This is a genomic window from Micrococcus sp. KRD070 (assembly GCF_017168435.1).
GTDB classification, from domain to species: Bacteria; Actinomycetota; Actinomycetes; order Actinomycetales; family Micrococcaceae; genus Micrococcus; species Micrococcus luteus.
In genome coordinates this window covers 132,297-156,449 of the sequence record NZ_JABFNH010000017.1, presented here as the reverse complement: position 1 = coordinate 156,449, position 24,153 = coordinate 132,297, and the positions used below count along the sequence as shown (strand labels likewise).

At 73.3% G+C, this 24,153-nt stretch carries 22 protein-coding genes; 11 read left to right on the top strand and 11 right to left on the bottom strand.

Features of this window, described 5'->3' with window-relative positions; translation table 11 throughout:
- Nucleotides 1–32: 32 nt before the first annotated feature.
- Together purF and purM are read left to right on the top strand one after the other, a co-directional pair.
- Nucleotides 33–1,646, top strand: coding sequence for an amidophosphoribosyltransferase (gene purF, locus J1M38_RS05950; RefSeq protein WP_206451027.1), 1,614 nt, complete (start codon nucleotides 33–35; stop codon nucleotides 1,644–1,646).
- Entirely contained in the window at nucleotides 1,643–2,800 is a 1,158-nt protein-coding gene (gene purM, locus J1M38_RS05945; protein ID WP_206481916.1) for a phosphoribosylformylglycinamidine cyclo-ligase, read from the top strand. Before purF ends, purM begins: the two co-directional genes overlap by 4 nt.
- 131 nt (nucleotides 2,801–2,931) lie before the next feature.
- Here the strand turns inward: purM and J1M38_RS05940 are convergent, their stop codons facing one another.
- From J1M38_RS05940 to J1M38_RS05930, 3 genes are all read right to left on the bottom strand, one after another.
- Nucleotides 2,932–3,921, bottom strand: coding sequence for a hypothetical protein (locus J1M38_RS05940; protein ID WP_206481918.1), 990 nt, complete (start codon nucleotides 3,919–3,921; stop codon nucleotides 2,932–2,934).
- A 166-nt stretch (nucleotides 3,922–4,087) separates the two neighbouring features.
- A complete protein-coding gene (locus J1M38_RS05935; protein WP_044658859.1) occupies nucleotides 4,088–5,032 on the bottom strand; it encodes a Sir2 family NAD-dependent protein deacetylase in 945 nt (314 codons plus the stop codon).
- A complete protein-coding gene (locus tag J1M38_RS05930; RefSeq protein WP_036314242.1) occupies nucleotides 5,029–5,235 on the bottom strand; it encodes a DUF3073 domain-containing protein in 207 nt (68 codons plus the stop codon). The genes J1M38_RS05935 and J1M38_RS05930 overlap by 4 nt, the downstream gene beginning before the upstream one ends.
- A gap of 294 nt (nucleotides 5,236–5,529) precedes the next feature.
- On the opposite strand from J1M38_RS05930, the gene J1M38_RS05925 reads away from it, so the two are divergent.
- Nucleotides 5,530–6,885, top strand: a complete 1,356-nt coding sequence (locus J1M38_RS05925; RefSeq protein ID WP_241246508.1) for a M20/M25/M40 family metallo-hydrolase — start codon at nucleotides 5,530–5,532, stop codon at nucleotides 6,883–6,885.
- A 127-nt stretch (nucleotides 6,886–7,012) separates the two neighbouring features.
- On the opposite strand, the gene clpB is transcribed toward J1M38_RS05925, so the two are convergent.
- On the bottom strand, nucleotides 7,013–9,607 hold the full coding sequence (gene clpB, locus J1M38_RS05920) for an ATP-dependent chaperone ClpB (RefSeq protein WP_070709419.1): 2,595 nt from the start codon (nucleotides 9,605–9,607) through the stop codon (nucleotides 7,013–7,015).
- 146 nt (nucleotides 9,608–9,753) lie between these two features.
- Here clpB and J1M38_RS05915 point away from each other — a divergent pair, with 146 nt between their 5' ends.
- Complete coding sequence (locus tag J1M38_RS05915) at nucleotides 9,754–10,935, top strand: YihY/virulence factor BrkB family protein (protein ID WP_206481513.1); 1,182 nt, start codon at nucleotides 9,754–9,756, stop codon at nucleotides 10,933–10,935.
- 4 nt (nucleotides 10,936–10,939) lie between these two features.
- Here the strand turns inward: J1M38_RS05915 and J1M38_RS05910 are convergent, their stop codons facing one another.
- On the bottom strand, nucleotides 10,940–11,638 hold the full coding sequence (locus tag J1M38_RS05910; protein ID WP_241246507.1) for a hypothetical protein: 699 nt from the start codon (nucleotides 11,636–11,638) through the stop codon (nucleotides 10,940–10,942).
- A gap of 304 nt (nucleotides 11,639–11,942) precedes the next feature.
- Here J1M38_RS05910 and J1M38_RS05905 point away from each other — a divergent pair, with 304 nt between their 5' ends.
- The 3 genes from J1M38_RS05905 to J1M38_RS05895 are packed head-to-tail and all read left to right on the top strand — an operon-like array spanning nucleotide 11,943 to nucleotide 14,396.
- Nucleotides 11,943–12,764: an ABC transporter substrate-binding protein gene (locus tag J1M38_RS05905; protein ID WP_036382225.1), complete on the top strand. Its 822-nt coding sequence runs from the start codon at nucleotides 11,943–11,945 to the stop codon at nucleotides 12,762–12,764.
- Complete coding sequence (locus tag J1M38_RS05900; protein WP_052006995.1) at nucleotides 12,761–13,591, top strand: amino acid ABC transporter permease; 831 nt, start codon at nucleotides 12,761–12,763, stop codon at nucleotides 13,589–13,591. Before J1M38_RS05905 ends, J1M38_RS05900 begins: the two co-directional genes overlap by 4 nt.
- 1 nt (nucleotide 13,592) lies before the next feature.
- Nucleotides 13,593–14,396 (top strand): amino acid ABC transporter ATP-binding protein, encoded by an 804-nt coding sequence (locus tag J1M38_RS05895; protein ID WP_036339321.1) that lies wholly within the window; start codon nucleotides 13,593–13,595, stop codon nucleotides 14,394–14,396.
- Nucleotides 14,397–14,485: 89 nt separating this feature from the next.
- Here the strand turns inward: J1M38_RS05895 and J1M38_RS05890 are convergent, their stop codons facing one another.
- Nucleotides 14,486–15,079 carry a hypothetical protein gene (locus tag J1M38_RS05890; protein WP_113913835.1) on the bottom strand — a complete coding sequence of 198 codons (594 nt, stop codon included), beginning with the start codon at nucleotides 15,077–15,079 and terminating at the stop codon, nucleotides 14,486–14,488.
- Between the two features lie 200 nt (nucleotides 15,080–15,279).
- Here J1M38_RS05890 and J1M38_RS05885 point away from each other — a divergent pair, with 200 nt between their 5' ends.
- The 3 genes from J1M38_RS05885 to J1M38_RS05875 all read left to right on the top strand — a co-directional run bounded on the left by J1M38_RS05885 (nucleotide 15,280) and on the right by J1M38_RS05875 (nucleotide 19,027).
- Entirely contained in the window at nucleotides 15,280–16,026 is a 747-nt protein-coding gene (locus tag J1M38_RS05885; RefSeq protein WP_036382290.1) for a DedA family protein, read from the top strand.
- A gap of 867 nt (nucleotides 16,027–16,893) precedes the next feature.
- On the top strand, nucleotides 16,894–17,550 hold the full coding sequence (locus tag J1M38_RS05880; RefSeq protein WP_309446270.1) for a carbonic anhydrase: 657 nt from the start codon (nucleotides 16,894–16,896) through the stop codon (nucleotides 17,548–17,550).
- Between the two features lie 55 nt (nucleotides 17,551–17,605).
- Nucleotides 17,606–19,027: a class II fumarate hydratase gene (locus J1M38_RS05875; RefSeq protein ID WP_061866913.1), complete on the top strand. Its 1,422-nt coding sequence runs from the start codon at nucleotides 17,606–17,608 to the stop codon at nucleotides 19,025–19,027.
- A gap of 90 nt (nucleotides 19,028–19,117) precedes the next feature.
- Here the strand turns inward: J1M38_RS05875 and J1M38_RS05870 are convergent, their stop codons facing one another.
- Nucleotides 19,118–19,621 carry an A24 family peptidase gene (locus J1M38_RS05870; protein ID WP_061866914.1) on the bottom strand — a complete coding sequence of 168 codons (504 nt, stop codon included), beginning with the start codon at nucleotides 19,619–19,621 and terminating at the stop codon, nucleotides 19,118–19,120.
- A 282-nt stretch (nucleotides 19,622–19,903) separates the two neighbouring features.
- Here J1M38_RS05870 and trmB point away from each other — a divergent pair, with 282 nt between their 5' ends.
- The gene (gene trmB / locus J1M38_RS05865) at nucleotides 19,904–20,722 is read left to right on the top strand and encodes a tRNA (guanosine(46)-N7)-methyltransferase TrmB (protein WP_342356208.1); all 819 of its coding nucleotides are present in this window, start codon (nucleotides 19,904–19,906) and stop codon (nucleotides 20,720–20,722) included.
- 22 nt (nucleotides 20,723–20,744) lie between these two features.
- Here trmB and J1M38_RS05860 read toward each other — a convergent pair whose 3' ends face one another.
- From J1M38_RS05860 to J1M38_RS05845, 4 genes are all read right to left on the bottom strand, one after another.
- Nucleotides 20,745–21,812 carry an alpha/beta hydrolase gene (locus J1M38_RS05860; protein WP_230259732.1) on the bottom strand — a complete coding sequence of 356 codons (1,068 nt, stop codon included), beginning with the start codon at nucleotides 21,810–21,812 and terminating at the stop codon, nucleotides 20,745–20,747.
- Entirely contained in the window at nucleotides 21,791–22,342 is a 552-nt protein-coding gene (locus J1M38_RS05855; RefSeq protein WP_020626477.1) for a heat shock protein transcriptional repressor HspR, read from the bottom strand. The genes J1M38_RS05860 and J1M38_RS05855 overlap by 22 nt, the downstream gene beginning before the upstream one ends.
- Nucleotides 22,339–23,331: a DnaJ C-terminal domain-containing protein gene (locus J1M38_RS05850; protein ID WP_078026125.1), complete on the bottom strand. Its 993-nt coding sequence runs from the start codon at nucleotides 23,329–23,331 to the stop codon at nucleotides 22,339–22,341. The genes J1M38_RS05855 and J1M38_RS05850 overlap by 4 nt, the downstream gene beginning before the upstream one ends.
- 69 nt (nucleotides 23,332–23,400) lie before the next feature.
- A complete protein-coding gene (locus J1M38_RS05845) occupies nucleotides 23,401–24,063 on the bottom strand; it encodes a nucleotide exchange factor GrpE (protein ID WP_078026124.1) in 663 nt (220 codons plus the stop codon).
- Nucleotides 24,064–24,153: the final 90 nt, after the last annotated feature.

The following is a 24,153-nucleotide window of genomic DNA, read 5'->3' as shown; positions in this document are numbered from 1 at the left end:
CGCACCACCCCCACCGAAAGGACCCCCGAGCAGTGATCGCACCGCGCACCCGACGAGGCGACGGCCGCCTGACCGCCGCCCTCGACCCCCAGGACCAGGGGCCGCAGGACGAATGCGGCGTGTTCGGCGTGTGGGCGCCGGGCGAGGAGGTCGCGAAACTGGCCTACTACGGCCTGTACGCCCTCCAGCACCGCGGCCAGGAGTCCGCGGGCATCGCCGTCTCGGACGGCGGGCGCATCGCCGTCTACAAGGACATCGGCCTGGTCTCCCAGGTGTTCGACGAGGCCACCCTGACCGCACTGAGCGGCCACATCGCCGTCGGCCACTGCCGCTACTCCACCACCGGCGTGAACAAGTGGGCCAACGCCCAGCCCACCCTGGGCGCCACCGCCGACGACGGCACGGTCGCCCTGGCGCACAACGGCAACCTCGTGAACTCCGCCGAGCTGCTGCGCATGGTGCACGCCGCGGACGGCCGCCACACCCACGGTGAGATGAAGCAGGGCAACACCACGGACACCGCCCTGGTCACGGCCCTGCTGCACGGCGCCCCCGGGGACCGCCTCGAGGAGACCGCCCTCGAGCTGCTGCCGAAGATCCGCGGCGCCTACTGCTTCGTGTTCATGGACGAGCACACCCTCTACGCCGCCCGCGACCCGCAGGGCGTGCGCCCGCTCGTGCTCGGCCGCCTCGAGCGGGGCTGGGTGGTGGCCTCCGAGCAGTCGGCCCTCGCCACCGTCGGCGCCTCGTTCATCCGGGAGGTCGAGCCCGGCGAGATGATCGCGATCGACGAGGAGGGCATCCGCTCCACCCGCTTCGCCGAGTCCAAGCCGGCCGGCTGCGTGTTCGAGTACGTGTACCTCGCCCGGCCGGACGCCACGATCGCCGGGCGCTCCGTGTACGAGTCCCGCGTGGAGATGGGCCGCCGCCTCGCGCTCGAGCAGCCGGTCGACGCCGACGTCGTGATCCCCGTGCCCGAGTCCGGCACGCCCGCCGCCGTGGGCTACGCGGACGCCTCGGGCCTGCCGTTCCGCCAGGGCTTCGTGAAGAACGCGTACGTGGGCCGCACCTTCATCCAGCCGTCCCAGACGCTGCGCCAGCTCGGCATCCGCCTCAAGCTCAACGTCCAGTCCACCGTGGTGGCAGGCAAGCGCGTCGTGGTGGTGGACGACTCGATCGTGCGGGGCAACACCCAGCGCGCCGTCGTGCGGATGCTCAAGGAGGCCGGCGCCGCCGAGGTGCACGTGAAGATCTCCTCCCCGCCCGTGAAGTGGCCCTGCTTCTACGGCATCGACTTCGCCACCCGCGCCGAGCTCATCGCCAACGGCGCCGCGGTGGACCAGATCGCCGCATCCATCGGCGCCGACTCGCTGGCCTACATCAGCGAGGAGGGCATGATCGAGGCCACCGGGCAGCCGCGCGAGCGCCTGTGCACCGCCTGCTTCACCGGTGACTACCCGATCCCGCTGGCCGACGAGGGCGAGCGCGGCAAGGGCCTGCTGGAGCCGGTCGCCGTGTCGCCCGCGTCCACCGTGGTGCTGGACGTGGACGGCGAGACCACCACCGTGACCGCCACGGGCTGCGAGCCCGGCCCGGACGCCGACGACGAGAAGCTGCTCACCGAGACGGACAGGACCCCGCTGTGACCCCGAACCAGACCCCCTCCTCCGCCGCCCCGATCACCTACGCCTCGGCCGGCGTCGACGTGGAGGCCGGCGACCGCGCCGTCGAGCTGATGAAGGACGCCGTGAAGGCCACCCACACCCCCGAGGTCATGGGCGGCATCGGCGGCTTCGCCGGCATGTGGGACGCCTCCGCGCTGCTGCAGTACCGCAAGCCGCTGCTGACCACGTCCACGGACGGTGTCGGCACCAAGGTGGCGATCGCGCAGGCGATGGACAAGCACGACACCATCGGCCAGGACCTCGTGGGCATGGTCGTGGACGACATCGTGGTGGTCGGCGCCCAGCCCCTGTTCATGACCGACTACATCGCATGCGGCAGGGTCGTGCCCGAGCGCATCGCGGACATCGTGCGCGGCGTGGCCGAGGGCTGCCGCCTGGCCGACACTGCGCTCGTGGGCGGCGAGACCGCCGAGCACCCGGGCCTGCTGGCCGCGGAAGAGTACGACGTGGCGGGCGCGGCCACCGGCGTGGTCGAGGCGGACATGGTCCTGGGCGCGGAGCGGGTGCAGTCCGGCGACGTCGTGATCGGCATGGCCTCCTCCGGCATCCACTCGAACGGCTACTCGCTCGTGCGCCGCGTGGTGAACGCCGCGGGCTGGTCCCTGGACCGCGAGGTCACCGAGCTCGGCTGCACCCTCGGCGAGGAGCTGCTCGTGCCGACCCGCATCTACTCCCGCGCCTGCCTCGACCTGGTGCAGCGCCTCAACGGCCACGAGGGCGGCTCGGACCTGCCGGTGCGCGCGTTCAGCCACGTGACCGGCGGCGGCCTGGCCGCGAACCTGGCGCGCGTGCTCCCGCAGGGCCTCATGGCGACCGTCGAGCGCGACACCTGGTCCCTGCCGCCCGTGTTCCGCCTGGTGGGCGAGCTCGGCCGCGTTCCGCAGTCCGACCTCGAGCGCACCCTCAACCTCGGCGTGGGCATGGTGGCCGTGGTGGACCCGGAGGTGGCCGCGACGTCGATCTCCGTGCTCGTGGACGCCGGCATCGACGCGTGGGAGATGGGCACCATCGGCGCCCTCACCGACGACGCGGCGGCCGCGGGCCTGGACTTCGTGCAGGGCGCCAAGGGCGTCGACGGCGGCGCCGTGCTGATGCGCGGCCAGTACGCCGCCTGACCCCCACGGGGCGTTTTCGTTCGGGAAACGGCGGCCTCCGGAGCGTTTTCGTTCGGGAAACGGCGGCCTCCGGAGCGTTTTCGTTCGGGAAACGGCGGCCTCCGGGGCGTTTTCGTTCGGGAAACGGCGGTTCACGACGCGAAGATCCGCCCGCCGAGCCGGGCCCGGTGCGTCTGCACCTCGGCGACGACGCGCCGGAAGTCGTCCCGCGCGTCGTCCACCGTGGCCCAGATCTGCGTCCAGCCCGCGCGCGCCCATCCCTCGTCTCGCCACGAGTCCACCGCGAGCTGTGCAGGATCGAGGTGGTGACCGCCGTCGTAGTGGACCACCAAGCGCCACTGCCGCCACCCCAGATCCGCGTCCGGTGACCGGGCCCGGCCCGAGTGCAGCACCAGCTGGAGCTCCGGCTCGGGCAGGCCGGCGTGGAGCAGGGCCAGTCGCAGGGCTGTCTCCTGCGGGGAATCCGCGCCCACCCGCACCAGCTCGAGTGCGGCACGGGCGGTGCGCACTCCCTTGAACCGTCCGGCACGCAGGAGCGCGGACCGCAGGGCCGCCGTCGTGGTCCGTGGTGAGCGACGCCCCTCCGGCGACCACGGCCGATGGATGAGGGCGTCCCCGGCCGCCACGACGGGCTCGAGCATGCCTGGACGAAGCAGCGCGGCCAGATCCGCCCAGGATCGCTCCAGGCTCGTCAGGCGGATCCCGTGGAGGGCTGTGACGTCCGCGGCCGGGACGAGGCGGGCATGCGAGGTGATCTCCGGTCGGACGCTCGCCCCGCGCGGGTGCGGCCGGGACACGTGCACCGTGCCGTCCTCCGCCAGGAACGGCGGCAGCGGCACGCGGTGCAGGAGCAGCGCCGTGAGGTGGGAGGCCACTCCCCCGCTCGCCTCCACGATCGCGGCCGTCTCCTCCGGCGCGAAGGGAGCGGGCGCCTCGGCGTAGCCGAGATCCGCCCACGAGCCGAGGTGGTCAGTCCGGAGCCGATGGACCCCATGTGTCACGCGCCGCACGTCACCGCCGCGGACCAGTCGCTCCGAGACCCCGGCCGCGCGCAGGTCGCCACGGGTGAACGGCCGGCCGGCCTCGGCGATGTCCGACAGGGGCAGGGAAGACGTGACCATGCCCGTGACGATGGCTCAACCCGGCCGACCCCGGCCGCGCGGGAGCACCCACCGTGGACGACGACGTCGGCGGTGCCACCTGTGCAGGAGTCGTGCGTGGCCCCGGGCCACCCGGTGTCCACACCCCCGGCGCCCGCCGTTTCCCGCACGAAAACGTGGGTGGGGGTCAGAGGCGGGCGTCGAGCCAGGCCAGCGCGTCGGCGACCGGGGCGCGCCAGCGCCAGCGGGCCTTGGCGTCGGCGCGGGTGGGGCCGAGGTTGATCAGCCCCGTCTCATGCCCGGCCCGCTCGGCCCGCAGCACGAACCGGTAGCCGCTCATCACGGCCAGCGAGGTGCCGACGGCGAGCACCGTGCCGCCGTCGTCGGCCATCGCCTCCGCGGCCGCGCGCCGCGCCGCGGGCACGGACTCGCCGAAGTACACGACGTCCGGCTTGAGCTTCACGGAGCCGCACACCCGGCAGCCGACCATCGTGAACTCCTCCACCCAGTGCTGGTCGAGGGAGACGTCCCCGTCGGGGTTCACGGCGTCCGGGTCGATCGCCACGCGCTCGAGGTAGCCCGGATTGGCGGCCTCGAGCCGCAGGTCCAGGTCACGGCGGGACTCGGTGGCCCCGCAGTTCAGGCAGGCCACGCGCGCCAGGTCCCCGTGGAGCTCGATCAGCCGGTCCTCCGGCATCCCCGCCGCGCGTCCGGCCTCGGCGTGCAGCCCGTCCACGTTCTGGGTCAGGACGCCGGCGATCCGCCCTTCGGCCGCCCAGCGCGCGAGGATGCGGTGCGCCTCGTTCGGCCGGGCCTGGTCCATGCGACGCCAGCCCACGAACGAGCGTGCCCAGTAGCGGTGGCGGGCGGCCGGGTCGTCCCGGAACTCCTGGTACGTCATCGGCCGGTGGCGGTGCAGGGACCCGTTCGGCCCCCGGTAGTCCGGGATGCCGGAGTCGGTGGACACGCCGGCCCCGGTGATCACGAGCGGGCGGGACTCCTCCATCAGACGCAGCAGACCCCGAGACGCCGTCTCGGGGTCCTGCAGCGGTGCTGTCTCATCCACCACCCTGGCGATCGACCGCAGGGCGGCCTGATGCCCGTCCAGGGCCGGATGCCGTGCGGGCGTCATCGCGCCCGCGCGTCGTCGTCCTCGTCCTCCGCGTAGAGGTCCGCGTACGGATCCTCGTACTCGGGCTCCTGGTCCTGCTCCGGGCCGCGCGTGCGTCCGCCCGTGAGCTCTCGCTCCAGTGCCGAGAGGTCTGTTCCGGGAGAGAAGTACTTCATCTCCCGTGCCTGCTTCGTGGCCTTCGCCTTCTGACGGCCGCGCCCCATGAGCGTGACCCCCTTCGCATCTCTCGCCGCCTCGGATCTGTGGCGCACAGGGGCCCGCCGAGGTCTTCACTGGTCAATATGGTTCGTGCGGACAAGGATACATGACCCGCCGGACGGCCTGTGGACGACGACGACCGGCCCGGTCCGGCGGGGCGTGCAGTGGCGCCGGGTGCGGCGCGGGCGGCCGCGACACGCGCGGCATCCGGCTGGACGGGCGTGACACGCACCCTGTACGGACGCTGGACGAGCGGCTAGGTTGCGTACGTCACATCCGCCCCGACGATGAGGATGCCCATGCGCCGCACCCCCACCCTGCTGGCCGCCGCCACCCTGGCCGCCACGCTCGCCGCCGCGCAGACCGCCGACCGGGGCCTGGGCCCCGGCCAGAACCGTGCCGGCGGCAACCCGAACTCACCGGAGAAGCTGGTCCGATCCATCTCCTCGGACCACCTCCGCCAGGACATCGAGGCGTTCGCGGCCATCGCGGACGAGCACGGCAACCGCGCCGCGGGCACGCCGGGCTTCCAGGCCTCGCTCGACTACGCCGTGGGCGAGCTCGAGGAGGCCGGCTACGACGTCGAGCTCCAGGAGTTCGAGATCACCTACACCGAGACCCTGCGGGACCGGCTTCAGCAAACCGGACCCGTCCAGCGCGACCTCGAGCACACCGTCTTCACGTCCTCGCCGTCAGCGCAGGTCGCCGACGCCCCGCTCGCCGCCCCCGCCGGCGCCGCCACCGGCTGCGCCGACGCGGACTGGGCCGACGCGGACCTGACCGGCAGCGTCGCCCTGGTCTCCCGGGGCGACTGCACCTTCGCCCAGAAGTCCCAGGTCGCGGCCGCCTCCGGTGCCGAGGCCGTCATCATCTACAACAACGCCGAGGGCGCGCTGAACGGCACCCTGGGCGCCGCGCCGGGCGACGTCGTCGGGACCGTGGGCGTGACCCGCGAGCTGGGCGCCGACCTGCTGGCCCAGACCCGCGCCGGCGGCGCCACCGTCACCCTGGACCTCGAGCAGCTTGTGGAGCAGCGGCCCACCTGGAACGTGCTGGCGGAGACGCGCACGGGCAGCGACGACGACGTCGTGATGCTCGGCGCCCACCTGGACGGCGTGCCGGAGGGCCCGGGCATCCACGACAACGCCTCGGGCGTCGCGGCGACCCTCGAGGTCGCGCGCCAGGCCGCCAAGGCCAACAAGGCCGAGAGCAAGGTCCGCTTCGCCCTGTGGGGCGCCGAGGAGATCGGCCTGCTGGGCTCGCACCACTACGTGGACACCCTGACCGCCGCGGAGCGTGAGGACATCATCCTCTACACCAACCTGGACATGGTGGCCTCGCTGGACCACCAGAACACGCTCGGCGTGCTCACGGCCGACTGGTCGATCGGTGCTGAGTCCCTGCTCGGCGCGCAGCTCGACCGCGACGGCCACACGCACCAGCCCGAGGGCAGCAACGGCCGCTCGGACTACGCGCCGTTCGTGGACGCGGGCATCGCCTCGACGGGCCTGCTCTCGATCCGCGACGACAACTACCACACGCCCCAGGACGACATCGACAACGTCTCCATCACCACGCTGACCCACACGGCCCGCGCGGTGGCGAACCTGATCGGCACCCTCCAGCAGGACGCCGACGCCCTCGGCACCCGCTGACCCGAGGCGTCCGCCCGTCTCGCAGATGCCGTCGGGGGCGGTTTCGGGTGGTATCCAGGCCGGATGCCACCCGAAACCGCCCCCGACGCGCCAGAGGGAGGAGGAACACGGTCCGTCGGTCCCGGCGTCAGCCCTTCCGGGTCACGGTGAGGCCGTTCTCGCCCTCGACACGGTCCACGACCACGGTGTCCCCGTCCGCGATCTCCCCGGCGAGGATGCCGCGGGCCAGGCGGTCGCCGATCTCGCGCTGCACCAGGCGGCGCAGGGGCCGGGCGCCGTAGGCCGGGTCGAACCCGGTCGCGGCGAGCCACGCCTTGGCGGCGTCGGACACCTCGAGGGTGAGGCGGCGGTCCGTCAGGCGCGCCTGCAGGGACTCGACCTGCAGGTCCACGATCCGCGTCAGCTCGGCCACGGTGAGCGCGTCGAACTGCACGATCTCGTCCAGGCGGTTGAGGAACTCGGGCTTGAACGCCCCGCGCACCACGGACATCACGGACTCGCGCTTGGCGGCCTCGTCCAGGGTCGGGTCCACGAGGAACTGCGAGCCCAGGTTCGAGGTGAGGATCAGGATCACGTTGCGGAAGTCCACGGTGCGGCCCTGGCCGTCGGTGAGGCGGCCGTCGTCGAGCACCTGGAGCAGGATGTCGAAGACCTCGGGGTGGGCCTTCTCCACCTCGTCCAGCAGCACCACCGAGTACGGGCGACGCCGCACGGCCTCCGTGAGCTGGCCGCCCTCGTCGTAGCCGACGTAGCCCGGAGGGGCGCCGACCAGGCGGGAGACGGAGTGCTTCTCCGCGTACTCGGACATGTCGATCCGCACCATGGCGCGCTCGTCGTCGAAGAGGAACTCCGCGAGCGCCTTGGCCAGCTCGGTCTTGCCCACGCCCGTGGGGCCCAGGAACAGGAACGAGCCCGTGGGCCGGTTCGGGTCCGCGATGCCGGCCCGCGAGCGGCGCACCGCGTCCGCGACGGCGACGACGGCGTCCCGCTGCCCGATCAGCCGCTCGCCGAGGTGCTCCTCCATGGTGAGCAGCTTCTCGGACTCGGCGGTGAGCATGCGCCCGGCGGGGATGCCGGTCCAGGCGGAGACCACCTCGGCGATGTCGTCCGCCGTGACCTCCTCGGAGACCATCGGCTCGGTGGCCGAGCGGTCGGCCTCGCGGGCGGCGCGGTCCGCCTCCTCGAGCTGCTTCTCCAGCGCGGGGATCTCGCCGTACAGCAGGCGGGAGGCCTCGGCGAGGTCGCCGTCGCGTTGGGCCTTCTCGGCGAGCGAACGCAGCTCGTCCACCTTGGCGCGCAGGTCGCCGGCCTGGTTGAGGGTGGCCTTCTCCGCGTCCCAGCGGGCGGTGAGGGCGGTGAGCTCCTCCTCGCGGTCCGCCTTCTCCGCGCGCAGGGCGTCGAGCCGCTCGATGGACGCGGGGTCCGTCTCGCCTTCGAGGGCGAGCTCCTCCATGGTCAGGCGGTCCACCTGGCGGCGCAGGACGTCGATCTCCTCCGGGGCGGAGTCGATCTCCATGCGCAGGCGTGAGGCGGCCTCGTCCACGAGGTCGATGGCCTTGTCCGGCAGCTGGCGGCCGGTGATGTACCGGTGGGACAGCGTGGCCGCGGCCACGAGCGCGGAGTCGGCGATGGCCACCTTGTGGTGGGCCTCGTAGCGCTCCTTGAGCCCGCGCAGGATGGCGATCGTGTCGTCCACGCTGGGCTCGCCCACGAAGACCTGCTGGAAGCGGCGCTCCAGGGCGGGGTCCTTCTCGATGTTCTCGCGGTACTCGTCCAAGGTGGTCGCGCCGATCAGGCGCAGCTCGCCGCGGGCCAGCATGGGCTTGAGCATGTTGCCGGCGTCCATGGCGCCCTCGGACGCGCCCGCGCCCACGACGGTGTGGATCTCGTCGATGAACGTGACGACCTGCCCCTCGGCGGCCTTGATCTCCTCGAGGACGGCCTTCAGGCGCTCCTCGAACTCGCCGCGGTACTTGGCGCCGGCGACCATGGCGCCCAGGTCCAGGCTGATCAGCGTCTTGCCGCGCAGGGACTCGGGGACGTCCCCGGCCACCATCCGCTGGGCCAGGCCCTCGACGACGGCGGTCTTGCCGACGCCGGGCTCGCCGATGAGCACGGGGTTGTTCTTGGTGCGGCGCGAGAGCACCTGCACCACACGGCGGATCTCGGCGTCGCGGCCGATCACCGGGTCGAGCTTGCCGGAGCGGGCGATCTCGGTGAGGTCCGTGCCGTACTTCTCCAGGGACTGGAAGGTGGTCTCCGGGTCCTGGGTGGTGACGCGGGAGTCGCCGCGCACCAGGGTCAGGGCGGCGGCGAGCGCCTCGAGGCTCGCCCCGTTCGAGCGCAGTGCCTCACCGGCCTCGCCGGAGTCCGCTGCCACGCCGAGCAGCAGGTGCTCGGTGGAGACGAACTCGTCCGAGCGCTGCTCGGCCTGGGTGCGCGCGTTCTGCACGACCTGCAGGGCGGCGCGCGAGAACTGGGGCTGGGCCACCGTGCTGCCCTGGGTGGAGGGCAGGCGTCGGATGGCCGAGGAGGCCGCCGTGGAGACGGCGTCGGGGTCGGCCCCGGCGGCCTTCAGGACGGCCACGGCGACGGACTCCCGCTGGTCCATCAGGGCCTTCAGCAGGTGGGCCGGCTCGACCTGGGGGTTGCCGGCGGTGGAGGCGTTCATGGCCGCAGCCGAGAGCGCCTCCTGGCTCTTGGTGGTGAACTTGGCATCCATGGACTATTGGCTCCTTCTCTCCCGTGTCCCGGGGTGTCGGACAACCGTCGACCGCGGGCCGTTCCCGCCGCAGACGAAGTTGAGTCTATATAGCTCAACCCTCCACGCACCAGGGCTATTCCCCCTCGCGCCGGTACGTTGGTGCCATGGCCGGCTCCACAGCGGCGCCCCGGCGCCTCCGCACGTACACCCGACCGCGGGTGTCCCTGCTGTACGTCCTGCGCCGCACCCTGCACCGGCTCTTCGAGCTGCAGGTCTGGGATGTGGCCGCCGCCATGACCTTCTTCGGGGCGCTGTCCCTGCTGCCCACCGTCATCGCCCTGCTCTCCGTGGTCTCGCTGCTGGGCGTCGAGGAGGAGACCGTGGACGCCGCGGCGCACCTGGCCGCCGAGATCTGGCCGTCGCTGACGCCCGACGTCGTCCGCGAGTGGATCCTGACCCTCGGCTCGGCCGGGCCCGGCACCGGCGCCGTCGTCCTGGGGGCCGTCGGCACCGTGGTGTCCGCCTCGGGCGCCGTCGCCGCGTTCCACCGGGCCATGCACCGCATCCACGACACCCGCGAGGGCCGGCCCTTCCTCCACTTCCGCCTCGTGGTCTTCGTCGAGACCCTCGCCCTCATGCTCGGCGCCGTGCTGATCACGATCCTGGTGGTCGTCGGCGGGGACCTCTCCCAGCGCCTCGGCCAGGCCGTCGGCCTGCCGGAGGAGACGGTCCAGACGTGGAACGTGGTGAAGTGGCCGGTCATCCTCGTGGTGATCGCCCTGATCGTGACCCTCGCCTACCGCCTGGGTCCCAACGTCCGGCAGCCCCGCTACCGCCCGCTCTCGCTCGGCGCCGTGGCCGTGGTGGTCCTGCTCTTCGGCGCCACCGTGGCCCTGGGCTGGATCACGGACCGGTTCGGCCAGTTCGCCGTGGTCGGGCGGATCAACTCCGCGATCGGCGTGCTCGCCCTCGCGTGGGTGGCGTGCATCGTGCTGTTGGCCGGGGCCGCCTTCGACGCGGAGGTGCTGCGTGCCCGCCAGCTGGCCGTCGGCATCGACGCCTCCGTCGAGATCCAGCTGGCGACGCGGCACACCGCGGTGCTCGAGGACTCCGAACGGTACGAGGCCCGCAACCGCCGCCTGGCCCGGCTCGTAGCCGACGCCGTGCGCGCCGGCGAGGACCTCACGATCGAGGCCACACCCCTGCTCTCCGAGGAGGGGCGCCTCCTCGCGGTCGAGTCGGGACGGCGAGGCCCGGAGGACGTCAGCTCGGGCAGCCCGTTCCACGCGGACCCGGTGTCCGACGACGGCGCCCGCCTCGAGCCGACGCCCCGGCCCGACGACTGAGAGGTCAGCGCTCCCGCTTCTCGAACGCCTCGACCTGGGCACGCAGCGTCTCGGCCGCGATCTCCTCGTCGAGGCCCACCATGCCGAGGTACACGAGCTCGTCCCCGTCCGTGACGCCGCCGACGGTCATGGTGAACACGGCCGTGTCCATGCCCGAGTTCCCCAGGGCGATGTGGACCGCGTCCGGCACGCCGGGCACCTTCGTGAAGGCCGCCTCGACGCCGTCCGGGTCGCCGAACGTGCCGCACGTGTCGGCCAGCTCGCCGAAGGGCGCCAGCAGATCGGTGCCGTCGTCGGTGACCGCGACCATGCCGAACGCCCCGGCCTGGGAGCCGGCCAGGCCGGTGACGGCGTCCGGGTCCACCTCGTACTGGGCCAGCGCACCGCCGAGCCCGGGCGCCTGCTGCGTGTTGATCTGCTCGATGAGGTCCGCGCAGGCGCCCGTGGGGGTGACGCCCGTCAGGCTCAGGCTGGTGCTGATCGGCTCCCCGCCGCCGCCGGCCTGGGTCTCCATGTCCGTGAACACGCCGTCGGGCGCGGTCTCGGGGGTGAGCAGGACGTCCTCGAGCGCCTCCACGCGCTCCTCCTGCTCGGCCGTGAGGCCCGAGCCGGCCCCCGTCGGGGCGGACTCGGACGCGTCGGCCGAGGAGGACGAGGCCTCGCCGCCTCCCCCACCGCAGCCGACGAGCGCGAGGGCGCCCACGGCGAGCAGGGACAGGGGGGAGCGGGGGCGGCGGTGCGGAGCATGAGAGACCTCTCAGACCGGGTGACGACGATGTGACCAGCCTGACAATCTCCACAGCGCAAGGCCAGTCTTCGTCTGCCGAGGCGGGCCGCGGCAGGGCCACCGGTCGATCGGCTCGCTCCGCGGGGACGAGTCGTCTCCCGGCGCCCGCGACGGCCCCCGACGCACTACGATGACCACCAATCACGGCGGAACACGTCACTCTGCCGGCTCCCTCCGACCCGCACGCCCGTCCTCCCGACGGCGGCCCAGAAGGCACTCCATGACCCGCATCCACTCCCGCCTCCTCGGCGCCGTGGGGCTCACCGCGTCGGCGGCGCTGCTCACCGGCTGCGCCGTCCTCGGCGGCGACGCCGGATCCGCCGGCATCGTGTCCGACGACGACCTGAGCACCTCGTACGGCCTCGTCCAGCCCGGCGTCCTGACGGTCTGCTCCGACATCCCCTACCCGCCCTTCGAGTTCGAGGAGAACGGTGAGCTGACCGGCTACGACATCCAGCTGGTCGAGGCGGTGGCGGAGGAGCTGGGTCTCGGGGTGAACGTGATCGACTCCTCCTTCGAGGCCATCGAGTCGGGTGCCTCGCTCACCGGCTGCGACGTGAACGCCTCGTCGATCTCCATCACCGAGGCCCGCCAGCGCGTCATGGCCTTCACCCTCCCCTACCTCGACGACGACCTCGTCCTGGTCGCGAAGAAGGGCTCCGGCATCACCGACGTCGACTCCGCGAAGGGCCGTCGGATCGGCGTGCAGGCCGCGACCACCGGCGACGAGTACGCCCAGCAGAACGGCCTGAGCCCCGTGCAGTTCGAGGACGGCGGCATGCAGATCCAGGCCCTCCAGGCCGGCACCGTGGACGCCGCCCTGGGCAACCAGTCCGTGCTGCTCTACTCCCTCAAGGACGACGATCGCTTCGAGGTGGTCGAGTCGCTGCCCACGGGCGAGCAGCTCGGCATGGCGGTCGGCCCGCAGAAGGCGCAGCTCGGCTCCGCCGTGAACCGCGCGCTGCAGGAGCTGCGCAACGACGGCACCGTGGCCGAGCTCCAGGAGCGCTGGTTCGGTCAGGCACAGGAGGACTACCGATGAGCACGCAGGCCCCCGTCTCGCCGGCACCGGCCCTGAAGCCCGGCCGCGCGCGCCGCCGTCGTCGGCTGTCCCTGATCATCCAGGCGGCCGTCTTCGTCCTCGCCCTCGTCGTCCTGGCCGTCCTCATCGACTGGGGCGCGCTCGCCGAGAACGTCCTGAACTTCCCCGCCGTGGCCCCGATGTTCCCCAACGTGATCCTCGTGGGGCTGGGCAACACGCTGTTCTACACGGTCACCTCGTTCGTCGTCGGCCTGCTGGGCGGCATCGTGCTCGCGCTCATGCGTTTGAGCTCGTTCGGCCCGTACCGGTGGCTGGCCACCGCCTACGTGGAGTTCTTCCGCGGCGTCCCCGCGCTGCTGGTGTTCCTCGCCTTCGGCTACGGGGTGCCCTTCGCGTTCGGGGTGTCCTGGCCGATCCCCGTCGTCGTGATGGCGGCCCTGGGCATGGTCTCGGCCGCCTACATCGCCGAGACCCTGCGTGCCGGCCTGCAGGCCGTGCCCCGCGGCCAGATGGAGGCGGCCCGGTCCCTCGGCATGCCGACGTGGCGGGCCATGGTCACCATCGTGATCCCCCAGGCGTTCCGCATCGTGCTGCCGCCGCTCACCAATGAGGTCATCCTCCTGACCAAGGATTCCTCGCTGGTCTACGTGCTCGGCCTGGCCGCGCACGAGTACGAGCTCACCAAGTTCGGCCGCGACGGCATCTCCGCCCTCGACGCCGGCATGACGCCGATCCTCGTGGCCGGCCTGTTCTACCTCGTGATCACCGTGCCGCTGTCCCTGCTGGCCCGCCGGTTCGAGGCCCGTTCGACCAAGAAGGGGCACTGAGATGGCCCAGCAGAACCCCATCACCGGATCCTTCGGCGCGGTGGCCGCCGCGGACGCCGCCGGCGTGCATGTGGCCGGCCTCAACAAGTCCTTCGGCGCCAACCACGTGCTGCGCGGCATCGACCTCGAGGTCGCCCCTGGCGAGGTCGTGTGCCTGATCGGCCCGTCCGGCTCGGGCAAGTCCACCCTCCTGCGCTGCGTGAACCTGCTGGAGAAGCCCGACTCGGGCGTCGTCACGGTCGGTGAGTTCACGGTCACGGACGAGGACGTGGACCTGGACGTGCTGCGCCGCCACGTGGGCATGGTGTTCCAGCAGTTCAACCTGTTCCCGCACCTGTCCGTGCTGGAGAACTGCACCGTGGCCCAGCTCAAGGTGCTCAAGCGGGGCAAGGCCGAGGCGGCGGACATCGCCCGTCGGCAGCTGGCCCGCGTGGGCCTGGCCGAGCTCGAGGACCGCTACCCGGACCAGCTCTCCGGCGGCCAGCAGCAGCGCGTGGCGATCGCCCGTGCGCTGGCCATGGACCCGCAGCTGATGCTCTTCGACGAGCCCACCTCGGCCCTCGACCCCGAGACCGTCGGCGACGTCCTGGCGATCATGCGTCAGCTGGCCCGCGACGGCATGACCATGCTCGTGGTCACCCACGAGATGGGCTTCGCCCGTGAGGTGGCCGACCGGGTCGTGTTCATGGACGGCGGCGTCGTGGTGGAGGCCGGCCCGGCCGCCGCGGTGATCTCCGACCCCCAGCAGCCGCGCACCCAGGACTTCCTGCGCCGCGTGCTGCACCCCACCGAGATCGACCTCTGAGCCTGCCCGCCCGGTGGGCGGGCACATGCGTGAGGGGCCCCGCCCGGACCATGGTCCGGGCGGGGCCCCTCACGCGTGCGGCGGAGGCGTCAGGCCTTCTTGCGCAGCTTCTTCAGCTCGTCACGGGCCTCGCGCAGCGCGGCGACCTGCTCCTCACGGGCGGCGTGGATCGCGGCGACCTTCTCGTCCTGGGCGTCGCGGATGGCCTGCACCTTGGCGTCGCGGGCGCCCTCGATGCGGGCGGCGCGCTTCTTGGCGGCCTTGCGGCGTTTGCCGGGGCGGTTGGCCACGGAGTCGGCGGTGATGGCCAGGCCGGAGCCGACCAGGAAGATGTCCTTGGCGACGCCGGTGCCCTCCTGGGACGGACGCACACCGTCGGCCTCGGTCATCTCCGGGGTGTTCAGGTACATCGAGAACAGGCCGCCGGAGAACGCGGTCAGGGCGGAGCCGGCGAGCCAGCCCGGGACGAACGGGGCCAGCAGGGCCGAGCCCACGCCGATCTCCGTGGTCACGAGGAACTTCTTGAACTGCTCCGGCGACAGGTTGGCCAGCGCGGGCAGGCCGCGGGCGCCCATGTCGCGCAGGCCCTGGGCCTGCTCCGCGGAGATGCCGCGCTTGTTCAGGCCGGAGTTCAGGATGAACGCGCCGGAGGCCAGGCGCAGCGGAATCTGGACGATGCTCATGGAGTCTTCCTTCCAGTAGGGCCCGCGGCACGCACGTGGAGTGGGGTGTGGCGCGAACGGTCGGTGAGCGGTCTGCACCTCCGACAGTACCAACGGCAGCCCGCTCCCGCCCGCCCGGAGGCGCGGCTGTGCGCGCAGAGCGGACGACGTCGGCGCCTCCACCACGTCGCGGAGGCGGTCGATGATGGACAATGGGGCGCATGCTCCCCCTCGTCGCACCCCTGACCGTGGCCGCCGCCGCGCCCACCGACTACGGCTGGCTCGGCAACATCGTCGTGGACATCATGGAGGCGGTCGGCCCGATCGGCGTCGGCCTGGCCGTCTTCGCGGAGAACATCTTCCCGCCCATCCCGTCCGAGGTGATCCTGCCCCTGGCAGGCTTCACCGCGGCCGGCGGCGCCTTCAGCCCGCATGCCGCGCTGGTCTGGGCGACGGTCGGCTCGATCGTCGGAGCGCTGGCCCTCTACGGCCTCGGCGCGTGGCTCGGCCGCCACCGCATGTACCGCCTCGCGGACCGCATGCCGCTGGTGGACATGGAGGACGTGGCCAAGACCGAGCGCTGGTTCATCCGATACGGCTACTGGACCGTGTTCCTGGGCCGCATGGTCCCCGTGTTCCGCTCCCTGATCTCCATCCCCGCGGGCATCGAGCGGATGAACCTCGCGAAGTTCACCCTGTTCACGGCGCTGGGCTCCCTGATCTGGAACGCGATCTTCGTCTACGGCGGCTACGCGCTCGGGGAGCGGTTCCACGTCGTCTCCGAGTACGCGGACGTCTTCTCCAACATCGTCCTGGTCCTGATCCTGGCCTTCCTCGCGATCTGGGTGGTCCTGCGCCTGCGCCGTGACGCCCGCCGCCGGAACGACCCGGACTGGCGCCCGCCGACCGCGGATGAGATGGCCGCCCGCGTCGAGGCCATCCTGGAGTCCTCCGACCACCGGAAGTGAATCGCATGCACCCCGTCCTGCCCTCCCCCCGCCGTGGCCGCGCGGCCCTCGGCCTGGCCGCCGTCGCCCTGGTGGCGCTGAGCGCCTGTGCTCGCACCGAGCCGCAGCCCGAGCCTGCGCCCGCCACGACGGCGGCCTCCGCCCTGCCGTCCATGGACATGGCCCCGTTCACGGTCGAGGTCCCCTCACACGACCTCGAGCGGGTGCCGGAGGCGAGCGTCGCCGTGCTCGAGGGCGAGGACCCGGACCACCACGGGGCGTGGCTGCAGGTGTCCGGGGCGCCGGCCTGGACGGACGCCATGGCCGGGGCCGTGCGCGACCAGATCGACCAGTACCGCCGGGACACCGACCCGAGCGCGGACCCGCGCCTGGAGATCCAGCCGCAGCTCGCCGTCGTGGCCGAGGACATCGCCGCGGCCCGCCTGCTCGCCACGGAGCGGCGCGGCACGGACTCCGTGTCCACCTCGCACGTGATCTGGTACTCGGCCCGCGAGGACCGCGTGCTCGAGACCGCCGATCTCTTCACCCCCGACGGCTGGGACGCGTTCCGCGCCGAGGTGCGCCAGCGCATGGCCAACGACCCGGACGTGATCGGCTCGCGCCTGGACTCGGCGGTCGACGCCCCGGAGCAGGTGGAGAACCGTCGCGTCTGGGACGCGGTGGTCTTCCTGCCGGACGGCAGCCTGATGCTCGAGGCGGACCAGGCGTCCATGGCGCCGGCCGCCGCGGGCGTGCTGACGGTGCGGATCCCTCGGGACACGGCGACCGCCTGGCTGTCCGACCTGGGCCACGTCGCCGCGGACGCCGCCTCCGCCCCCGCCGACCTGCGTCTGCCGGACCGCTCCACCCCGACCCCCGAGGAGCGAGGTGGGGACGACGACGCCGGCCCCCGACGTCGTCGTCCCCACCTCCGACCTGACCCCCGCCGAGGCGTGGGAGGTCCTCGTCGAGGGCAACCGCCGCTTCGTGGCGGGCGAGCCGAGCCACCCGAACCAGAACGCCGAGCGGCGCAGCGACCTGACCGCCGGTCAGGCCCCGGTCGCCGTGATCTTCGGCTGCGCCGACTCGCGCCTGGCGGCCGAGATCATCTTCGACCTGGGCCTCGGCGACGTGTTCGTGGTGCGCACGGCCGGCCACGTGATCGACGACGCCGTGCTGGGCTCCATCGAGTACGGCGTGGACGTGCTGGAGATCCCGCTCGTCATCGTCCTGGGCCACAACTCGTGCGGCGCCGTCACGGCGACGGTCGAGTCCTACATCTCCGGCACCATGCCGCGCGGCTTCGTGCGCCCCCTCGTGGAGCGCATCATCCCGTCCGTGCTGGCCGGGCGTCGCCGCGGGCTGGAGGAGGTCGACGAGTTCGTGGCCGAGCACGTGGACCAGACCTGCGACCACCTCCTGGAGACCTCGCAGTCCGTCCGCGCGGCCGTCGAGTCGGGGCGCACCGCCGTCGTCGGGCTCACCTACTCGCTGTCCGAGGGCACCGCGCGACCGGGCCGCGTGCACGGCGACCTGGCGGTCTGACGACGCCGGGCGTCCGGTGCGGCACCGGGCGCCCGCGCCGTCCTAGGATGTGACCATGACCGCAGAGAACACCGATCAGCAGTTCCGCATCGAGCACGACACCATGGGCGAGGTGAAGGTGCCGGTGAACGCGCTCTACCGTGCACAGACCCAGCGCGCCGTGGAGAACTTCCCGATCTCCGGCAAGGGCCTCGAGCCCGCCCACATCCACGCCCTCGCGCAGGTCAAGAAGGCCGCGGCCAAGGCGAACGCCGAGCTGGGCATCATCTCGCAGGAGCGCGCGGACGCCATCGTGGCCGCCGCGGACCAGGTCATCGCCGGCGACCACGACGACCAGTACCCGATCGACGTGTTCCAGACCGGCTCCGGCACCTCCTCGAACATGAACACCAACGAGGTGCTCGCCACCCTCGCCACCCGCGCCCTGAAGGAGGCCGGCTCCGAGGACGAGGTGCACCCCAACGACCACGTCAACGCCTCCCAGTCCTCGAACGACGTGTTCCCGACCTCCGTGCACGTGGCCGTCACCGCCGCCCTCGTGAACGACCTCGTCCCGGCGCTGGACCACCTGGCCGCCTCCCTCGAGAAGAAGGCGGAGGACTTCGCCGGCATCGTGAAGTCCGGCCGCACCCACCTCATGGACGCCACCCCGGTGACCCTGGGCCAGGAGTTCGGCGGCTACGCCGCGCAGGTCCGCTACGGCATCGAGCGCATCCAGTCCGCGCTGCCCCGCGTGGCCGAGGTCCCGCTCGGCGGCACCGCCGTGGGCACCGGCATCAACACCCCGAAGGGCTTCTCCGCCCGCGTGATCGAGCTGCTCGCCGAGGAGACCGGTCTGCCGCTGACCGAGGCCCGCAACCACTTCGAGGCCCAGGCCAACCGTGACGGCCTCGTGGAGGCCTCCGGCCAGCTGCGGAACATCGCGTTCTCGATCATGAAGATCAACAACGACCTGCGCTGGATGGGCTCCGGCCCGAACACCGGCCTCGGCGAGATCGCCCTCCCGGACCTGCAGCCGGGCTCCTCGATCATGCCGGGCAAGGTCAACCCCGTGATCTGCGAGGCCGCGATCATGGTGTGCGCCCAGGTGATCGGCAACGACACCACCGTCGCCCTGTCCTCCACCAACGGCGCGTTCGAGCTCAACGTGGGCATCCCCGTGATGGCCGCCAACCTGCTCGAGTCCATCCGCCTGCTGGCCAACACGACGCGCGTCATGGCGGACAAGATGATCGACGGCATCGAGGCCAACGAGGAGCGCTGCGCCTTCCTCGCCGGCGCCTCGCCGTCCATCGTGACCCCGCTGAACAAGGTGATCGGCTACGAGGCCGCCGCCAAGATCGCCAAGCACTCCGTCGCGAACAAGATGACCGTGCGCGAGGCCGTCGTGGACCTCGGCTACGTCGAGCGCGGCGAGGTCACCGAGGAGCAGCTGGACAAGGCCCTGGACACCATGTCCATGACCCACCCGGAGTGATCCGGCGGATCCGGTGAGCGGCGCGACGCCGCCTCCCGGGCCACGACGACGAGCGGCCGTCCTCCCGTGCGGAGGGCGGCCGCTCGTCGTTCACGCCAGCACCAGCACTCCGGCGGCCGCCGCCACCATCGCCGGCCCGAACGGCAGCGCCGTCCGCCCCGTCGCCCGGCCCGCGAGCACCAGCACCCCGGCCACCACTCCGCCGAGCAGGATCGCGCCCACCCCCGCGGCGAGCACCGCCGTCGGACCGAGCACCCCCGTGTACACGCCCAGGCCGCCGGCGAGCTTCACGTCCCCCATCCCGAGGCCACCGCGGCTGAGCACGTGCAGCGCGAGCATCGCCACGGTGTAGCCGAGACCGCCCAGCAGGCTGCAGAGCGCCAGGTCACCCCGGCCCGCCAGCAGCGCTCCCCCGGTCATCGCCGCCAGCCCGCCCAGCGCCAGCCGCAGCGTCCACCGGTTCGGCAGCCGATGCTCGCGCAGGTCCGTGCGCACGAGCACGCCCGCGCACACCGCGAACCACACCAGCCCCAGGGACCACAGCACCGCCGTCGCCGGCGCGCCGTGCGTCCACGCCCACCCCACCCCGCTCATGCGCCCAGCCTAGGCCGGGCGGCGCGCCCGCCGGGCCGCCGTCCACAGGGCGATCCGGCCACCTCGCGTTCACGGTCCGGCCACGCGGTGTTCTGCCGACAGCGCAACCGGATCCGCCCATTGCGACGACCCCTCGCGCGGGTCTACTCTGAAGTCACGAGCTTCCGGCCGTCTCATGGATGTGCGGGGCTCACACAGACCCCATGGCCTCAATCCCGTTTCAAGGGGCCATGGTGGCGGGCTTCCTCGGTCCCCCATCCCCCCTCCGCGGGGCGGCAGGCCGTGTGGGACCGCCAGGCGGAGCGGGTCCTCGTGGACGTGCCTCGCGGCCGCGGCGCCACCTCGGTGGACGGCCAGGCCCGACTGGACTGGGCGGGGGTGTTCGGGCGCGAGGCCCCCCTGCTGGTCGACATCGGCTCCGGGCTGGGCGAGTCAACGGCGCAGGCCGCCGCCGACCGGCCGGACTGGAACGTGCTCGCCGTCGAGGTCTACGTGCCCGGCCTGGCCGCGCTCATGACGCGCGTGGAGCAGCAGGGCCTGGAGAACGTCCGCGCCGTGGAGGCCAACGCCCCCGAGCTGCTGGACGCCCTGCTCACGCCCGGCTCCGTCTCCGAGGTGTGGGTGTTCTTCCCGGACCCGTGGCACAAGAAGCGGCACCACAAGCGCCGCCTGGTCTCCCCCGCCTTCGCGGACCGCGTGGCGCGGGTGCTCACCCCCGGCGGGGTGCTGCGGCTGGCGACGGACTGGTCGGGCTACGCCGTGCAGATGCGCGAGGTGCTCGAGGCGCACCCGGAGTTCGAGAACCTCTTCCCCGGGCGCGCCGCGGGCGAGGACTCTCCGCTCACGCGGGTGCGCCGCGAGGGCAGGGAGACCGAGGTGGGTGCCCAGCCGCTGCCCGCGGGATGGGAGAGCGCGGCCGAGGAGGAGCGCCCCCTGCGCGCCGGCCTGGGCGAGGCGCGGGCCGGCGCGGCGGCCGCGGACCCCGTGGACCACGACGGCGGCTGGGCGCCCCGGTTCGAGGGCCGACCGATCACGAGCTTCGAGGCGAAGTCCCAGCGGGCCGGGCGGCTCGTGTTCGACCTGGCGTACCGCCGCCGCTGAGCACGGGGCCCGACGGGGTCGCTCAGGCCGGGGCGACCGGCCCGGCCGGGTCGGCGCCGTCCGGAACGGGCGACAGCGGCAGGCCGGCGGTCACCCGCGCGGTCGCCGCGAGCGTCACGGACCCGGCGTCCCGGTAGCCCCTCGGGGCGTCCTCGGGGGCCGTCGGCGACCAGCGGGCCGTGCGGTGGCCGCGGACGGCGGCCCCCGCCAGGCCGGGCCGCGGGGCCACCGGCAGCACGGCGGCGTCCGTCCAGTCCCGACGACGGCCGACCGCGCGGCCGACCCGGGCGAGGAGATCGCCCGGGGCCAGGGCGCGGAACGTCCGCCCGGACCGCAGGCCGAGGTGCGCGGAACGGGCCGCCAGGGCGGCGGGCAGGCCGACCGTGCCCGAGACCACGAGGGCCTCGACGGGACGCTCGGCCGGCCACGGGGCCTCCGCGTCGTCGGGCTGCAGGCCCCGGTCCGCGAGCAGGCGCAGGGCGTGCGCGGCCACGAGCGAGCCGTACGAGTGGGCCTCCACGGCCCCGTGCACGGCGGTCCCGCGGGCGCGCAGGGCCGGGGCGACATCGTCGTCCTCCCCCGGCCCGTGGCGCAGGAACTCCCACCAGGCCCGCACATCCGCGGCGAGCATCGCGCCGCCGCGCCGGCCGGGGCCGTCGAGCACCACCCGCCAGGGCGTGGGTGCGGGGTAGCCGAGCCACCCGATGACGACGGGGCGGGGTGCGCCGGCGGCGCGCTGGGCGGCGGCGAGGTGGGCGGCCTCCCGGGCCGTCCCCCACAAGGCCGTCTGGGGGCGGATGCCCATGCCGGAGACGAGCCAGGTCAGGTGGGTGGCGGTCGCGGGGTCCCCCGCGGCGACCACCGCGCGCGGCCCGTCCGGGCCCTCGAGGACGTAGTCCAGCAGATGCCGGGCGGGCAGGTGCGGGTCCATGCCCTCCGGCTTGAGGGCGTGGACGATCCCGTCCAGGGCGCTCCGGGCCTGCCGGCCGAGGCCGTCGCGCCGGGCCATGTCGGCGCGCAGCCGCTCCTGCACGCGGGACCGCGCGGCTGCCCCGAACGACGCCCGGCTCAGTCCTGCTCGGACTGCCACGTGGGCACCCGTCGGAGGCCTGCGACGCCGGAGGGCAGCCTCCGCAGGCCGCTCGGGCAGGCCTCGCCCGCGGTGTCCGCCCCGGCCCGTGCCGCGGCGTGACGGCGGACGGCCATCCGGTCGGCGTAGCGGGCCGAGACGTCACCGCCGGAGCCCACGGTGAAGACGCGGGCCAGGCGGGAGGCGTGGTGGAGGCGGTCCACCTGGGCAGCCAGCTCGACCACGGTGTCCTGCAGCTGCTCGACCTCGCGCTGCAGCGCGATCACGCGGCGGATGCCCTCCAGCGAGATGCCTTCACGGCTCAGGGTCTGCACGGTCTGCAGCCGCTCGACGTCGGCGAGGGAGTAGCGGCGGTGCCGTCCGTCCTGGCGGGCGGGGACCACGAGGCCGAGCCGGTCGTACTGGCGCAGGGTCTGCGGATGCATGTCCGCCATCTCGGCGGCCACGGAGATCACGAAGACCGGGGCGTGCCGGTCGGGACCCCCCTCGCGGCCCCGGTCCGCACGGGCGGCGCCGTCGCGGGCGCTCACCAGGCTGCCTTCCGGGCCAGCTCCCGCCGCGGATCGTCGCCGGCAGTGGCGGACTGCAGGGCCTCGACGGCGGCGCGGGCGTCGTCGTTGAGCGTGGTGGGCACGGTGACGCGCAGCTCCACGAGCAGGTCACCCGTCGTCTTCCCGCGCTCGACACCGCGGCCCTTCAGGCGCAGCACGCGGCCACACTGGGAGCCCGCCGGCACCTTCACCTTCACGGGGCGCTCCAGCGTCGGCACCTCGATCGTGGCGCCGAGGGCGGCCTCGGGGAAGGTGATCGGCACGGTGATCCGCAGGTCGTCCCCGTCCCGGCGGAAGAACTCGTGCTCGCGCACGTGCACGGTGACCAGCAGGTCGCCGCGGCCGGCCGGGCCGGGCGAGCCCTTGCCGCGGGCACGGACCTTCTGGCCGTCGCGGATGCCCTTCGGGATCTTCACCTCGATCGTCTCGCCGTCCGGGCCGCGCAGGGACACCGTGGTGCCCTGAATCGAGCCGCGGAAGGAGATCGTGGTGGTGGCGGTGCGGTCCGCGCCCTTCGTGGGGCGCGGCCGTGCGTAGCCGGCGTCGCCGAAGCCGCCGGGGCCGAAGCCGCCGGGCTGGCCGGCGGCGCCACTGAACATCCCGCTGAACAGGTCGGACAGGTCGGGCTCGGACTGCGTGGCGCGGGGGCCGCCCCCGCCGCCGAACATGCCGCCGAAGACGTCCTCGAAGCCTCCGCCGCCGGCACCGCCCGGGGCGGAGAACCGGGCCCCGCCGCCCATCGCGCGGATCGCGTCGTATTCCTGCCGCTCCTGGGGGTCGCTCAGGACGGCGTACGCCTCCGAGATCTCCTTGAACTTCTTCTCGGCCGCCTCGTCCCCGGGGTTCTGGTCCGGGTGGTACATGCGGGCGAGCTTGCGGTAGGCCTTCTTCACGTCCGCGTCGGAGGCGTCCTTGGACACCCCCAGGGTCGCGTAGAAGTCCTTGTCCATCCAATCCTGCGAGGCCATGGTGCCTCCTCTCGTGTGCATCGGTCAGGGGGGTCGGCCGGCGGCGGGGTGGGCCGCCGGCCGACGGGGTCACTCGTCTCCGGCGGAGACCATCACCTGGGCGGCGCGCAGCACGCGGCCGTCCCGGACGTAGCCGTTGCGGAAGACCTGGACCACGTGGTCCGCGGGCACCTCCGCGTGCGGCTGGCGCATCACGGCCTCGTGCACGGCCGGGTCGAACTCGACGCCGGCCAGCGCCTCCTGGTCATGGCGCTCGAGGCCCAGGCCGGCCAGGGCGGTGTCGAGCTTGGTCGCGATGGCGGCGAACGGACCGTCCGTCAGGTCGCCGGCGGCGCGGGCGGCGTCGATGTCGTCGAGCACCGGCAGCAGCGCGGTGACGGCCTTGAGCACGCCGGCGTCTCTGGCCAGGTCGCGGTCGCGGTCCACGCGGCGCTTGTAGTTCACATACTCGGCCTGCAGCCGGCGCAGGTCGGCCTCGAGCTCGGCCTCGCGGTCCGAGGCCTCGGGCTGCGGCGCCTCGGTCCCGGCCTGCGCGCCGGCCTCGTCGAGGATGCGCTCGGCCTGGGCGAGGGCGTCGCCGTCCTCGGCCTGCTCTGCCGCGCTCTCCGCCGAGACCCGGGGCTCACCGGTCTCGGGGTCGATGCGGCGACGGTCGTTGAACACGATGGGCTCCTCCTCGGAGCCACGCTCGGCGTCGGAGGAGCCGTGCGGACGCTGCTGGTCGGCGCTCATGGTGTGTCCTTTCGAAGCTGGGTGGGCGCGGCGGGTCCGCCGCGCCCACCCAGCTTCGAAAGGACACACCATGAGCGCCGACCAGCAGCG

Excerpts from the sequence above, each read along its gene's own strand:
- J1M38_RS05940 (WP_206481918.1), bottom strand. The coding sequence starts at position 3,921 with ATGGTCACGTCTTCCCTGCCCCTGTCGGACATCGCCGAGGCCGGCCGG.
- J1M38_RS05935 (WP_044658859.1), bottom strand. The coding sequence starts at position 5,032 with ATGACGCCCGCACGGCATCCGGCCCTGGACGGGCATCAGGCCGCCCTG.
- J1M38_RS05930 (WP_036314242.1), bottom strand. The coding sequence starts at position 5,235 with ATGGGGCGCGGCCGTCAGAAGGCGAAGGCCACGAAGCAGGCACGGGAG.
- J1M38_RS05925 (WP_241246508.1), top strand. The coding sequence starts at position 5,530 with ATGCGCCGCACCCCCACCCTGCTGGCCGCCGCCACCCTGGCCGCCACG.
- clpB (WP_070709419.1), bottom strand. The coding sequence starts at position 9,607 with ATGGATGCCAAGTTCACCACCAAGAGCCAGGAGGCGCTCTCGGCTGCG.
- J1M38_RS05915 (WP_206481513.1), top strand. The coding sequence starts at position 9,754 with ATGGCCGGCTCCACAGCGGCGCCCCGGCGCCTCCGCACGTACACCCGA.
- J1M38_RS05905 (WP_036382225.1), top strand. The coding sequence starts at position 11,943 with ATGACCCGCATCCACTCCCGCCTCCTCGGCGCCGTGGGGCTCACCGCG.
- J1M38_RS05900 (WP_052006995.1), top strand. The coding sequence starts at position 12,761 with ATGAGCACGCAGGCCCCCGTCTCGCCGGCACCGGCCCTGAAGCCCGGC.
- J1M38_RS05895 (WP_036339321.1), top strand. The coding sequence starts at position 13,593 with ATGGCCCAGCAGAACCCCATCACCGGATCCTTCGGCGCGGTGGCCGCC.
- J1M38_RS05890 (WP_113913835.1), bottom strand. The coding sequence starts at position 15,079 with ATGAGCATCGTCCAGATTCCGCTGCGCCTGGCCTCCGGCGCGTTCATC.
- J1M38_RS05885 (WP_036382290.1), top strand. The coding sequence starts at position 15,280 with ATGCTCCCCCTCGTCGCACCCCTGACCGTGGCCGCCGCCGCGCCCACC.
- J1M38_RS05875 (WP_061866913.1), top strand. The coding sequence starts at position 17,606 with ATGACCGCAGAGAACACCGATCAGCAGTTCCGCATCGAGCACGACACC.
- J1M38_RS05870 (WP_061866914.1), bottom strand. The coding sequence starts at position 19,621 with ATGAGCGGGGTGGGGTGGGCGTGGACGCACGGCGCGCCGGCGACGGCG.
- J1M38_RS05850 (WP_078026125.1), bottom strand. The coding sequence starts at position 23,331 with ATGGCCTCGCAGGATTGGATGGACAAGGACTTCTACGCGACCCTGGGG.
- J1M38_RS05845 (WP_078026124.1), bottom strand. The coding sequence starts at position 24,063 with ATGAGCGCCGACCAGCAGCGTCCGCACGGCTCCTCCGACGCCGAGCGT.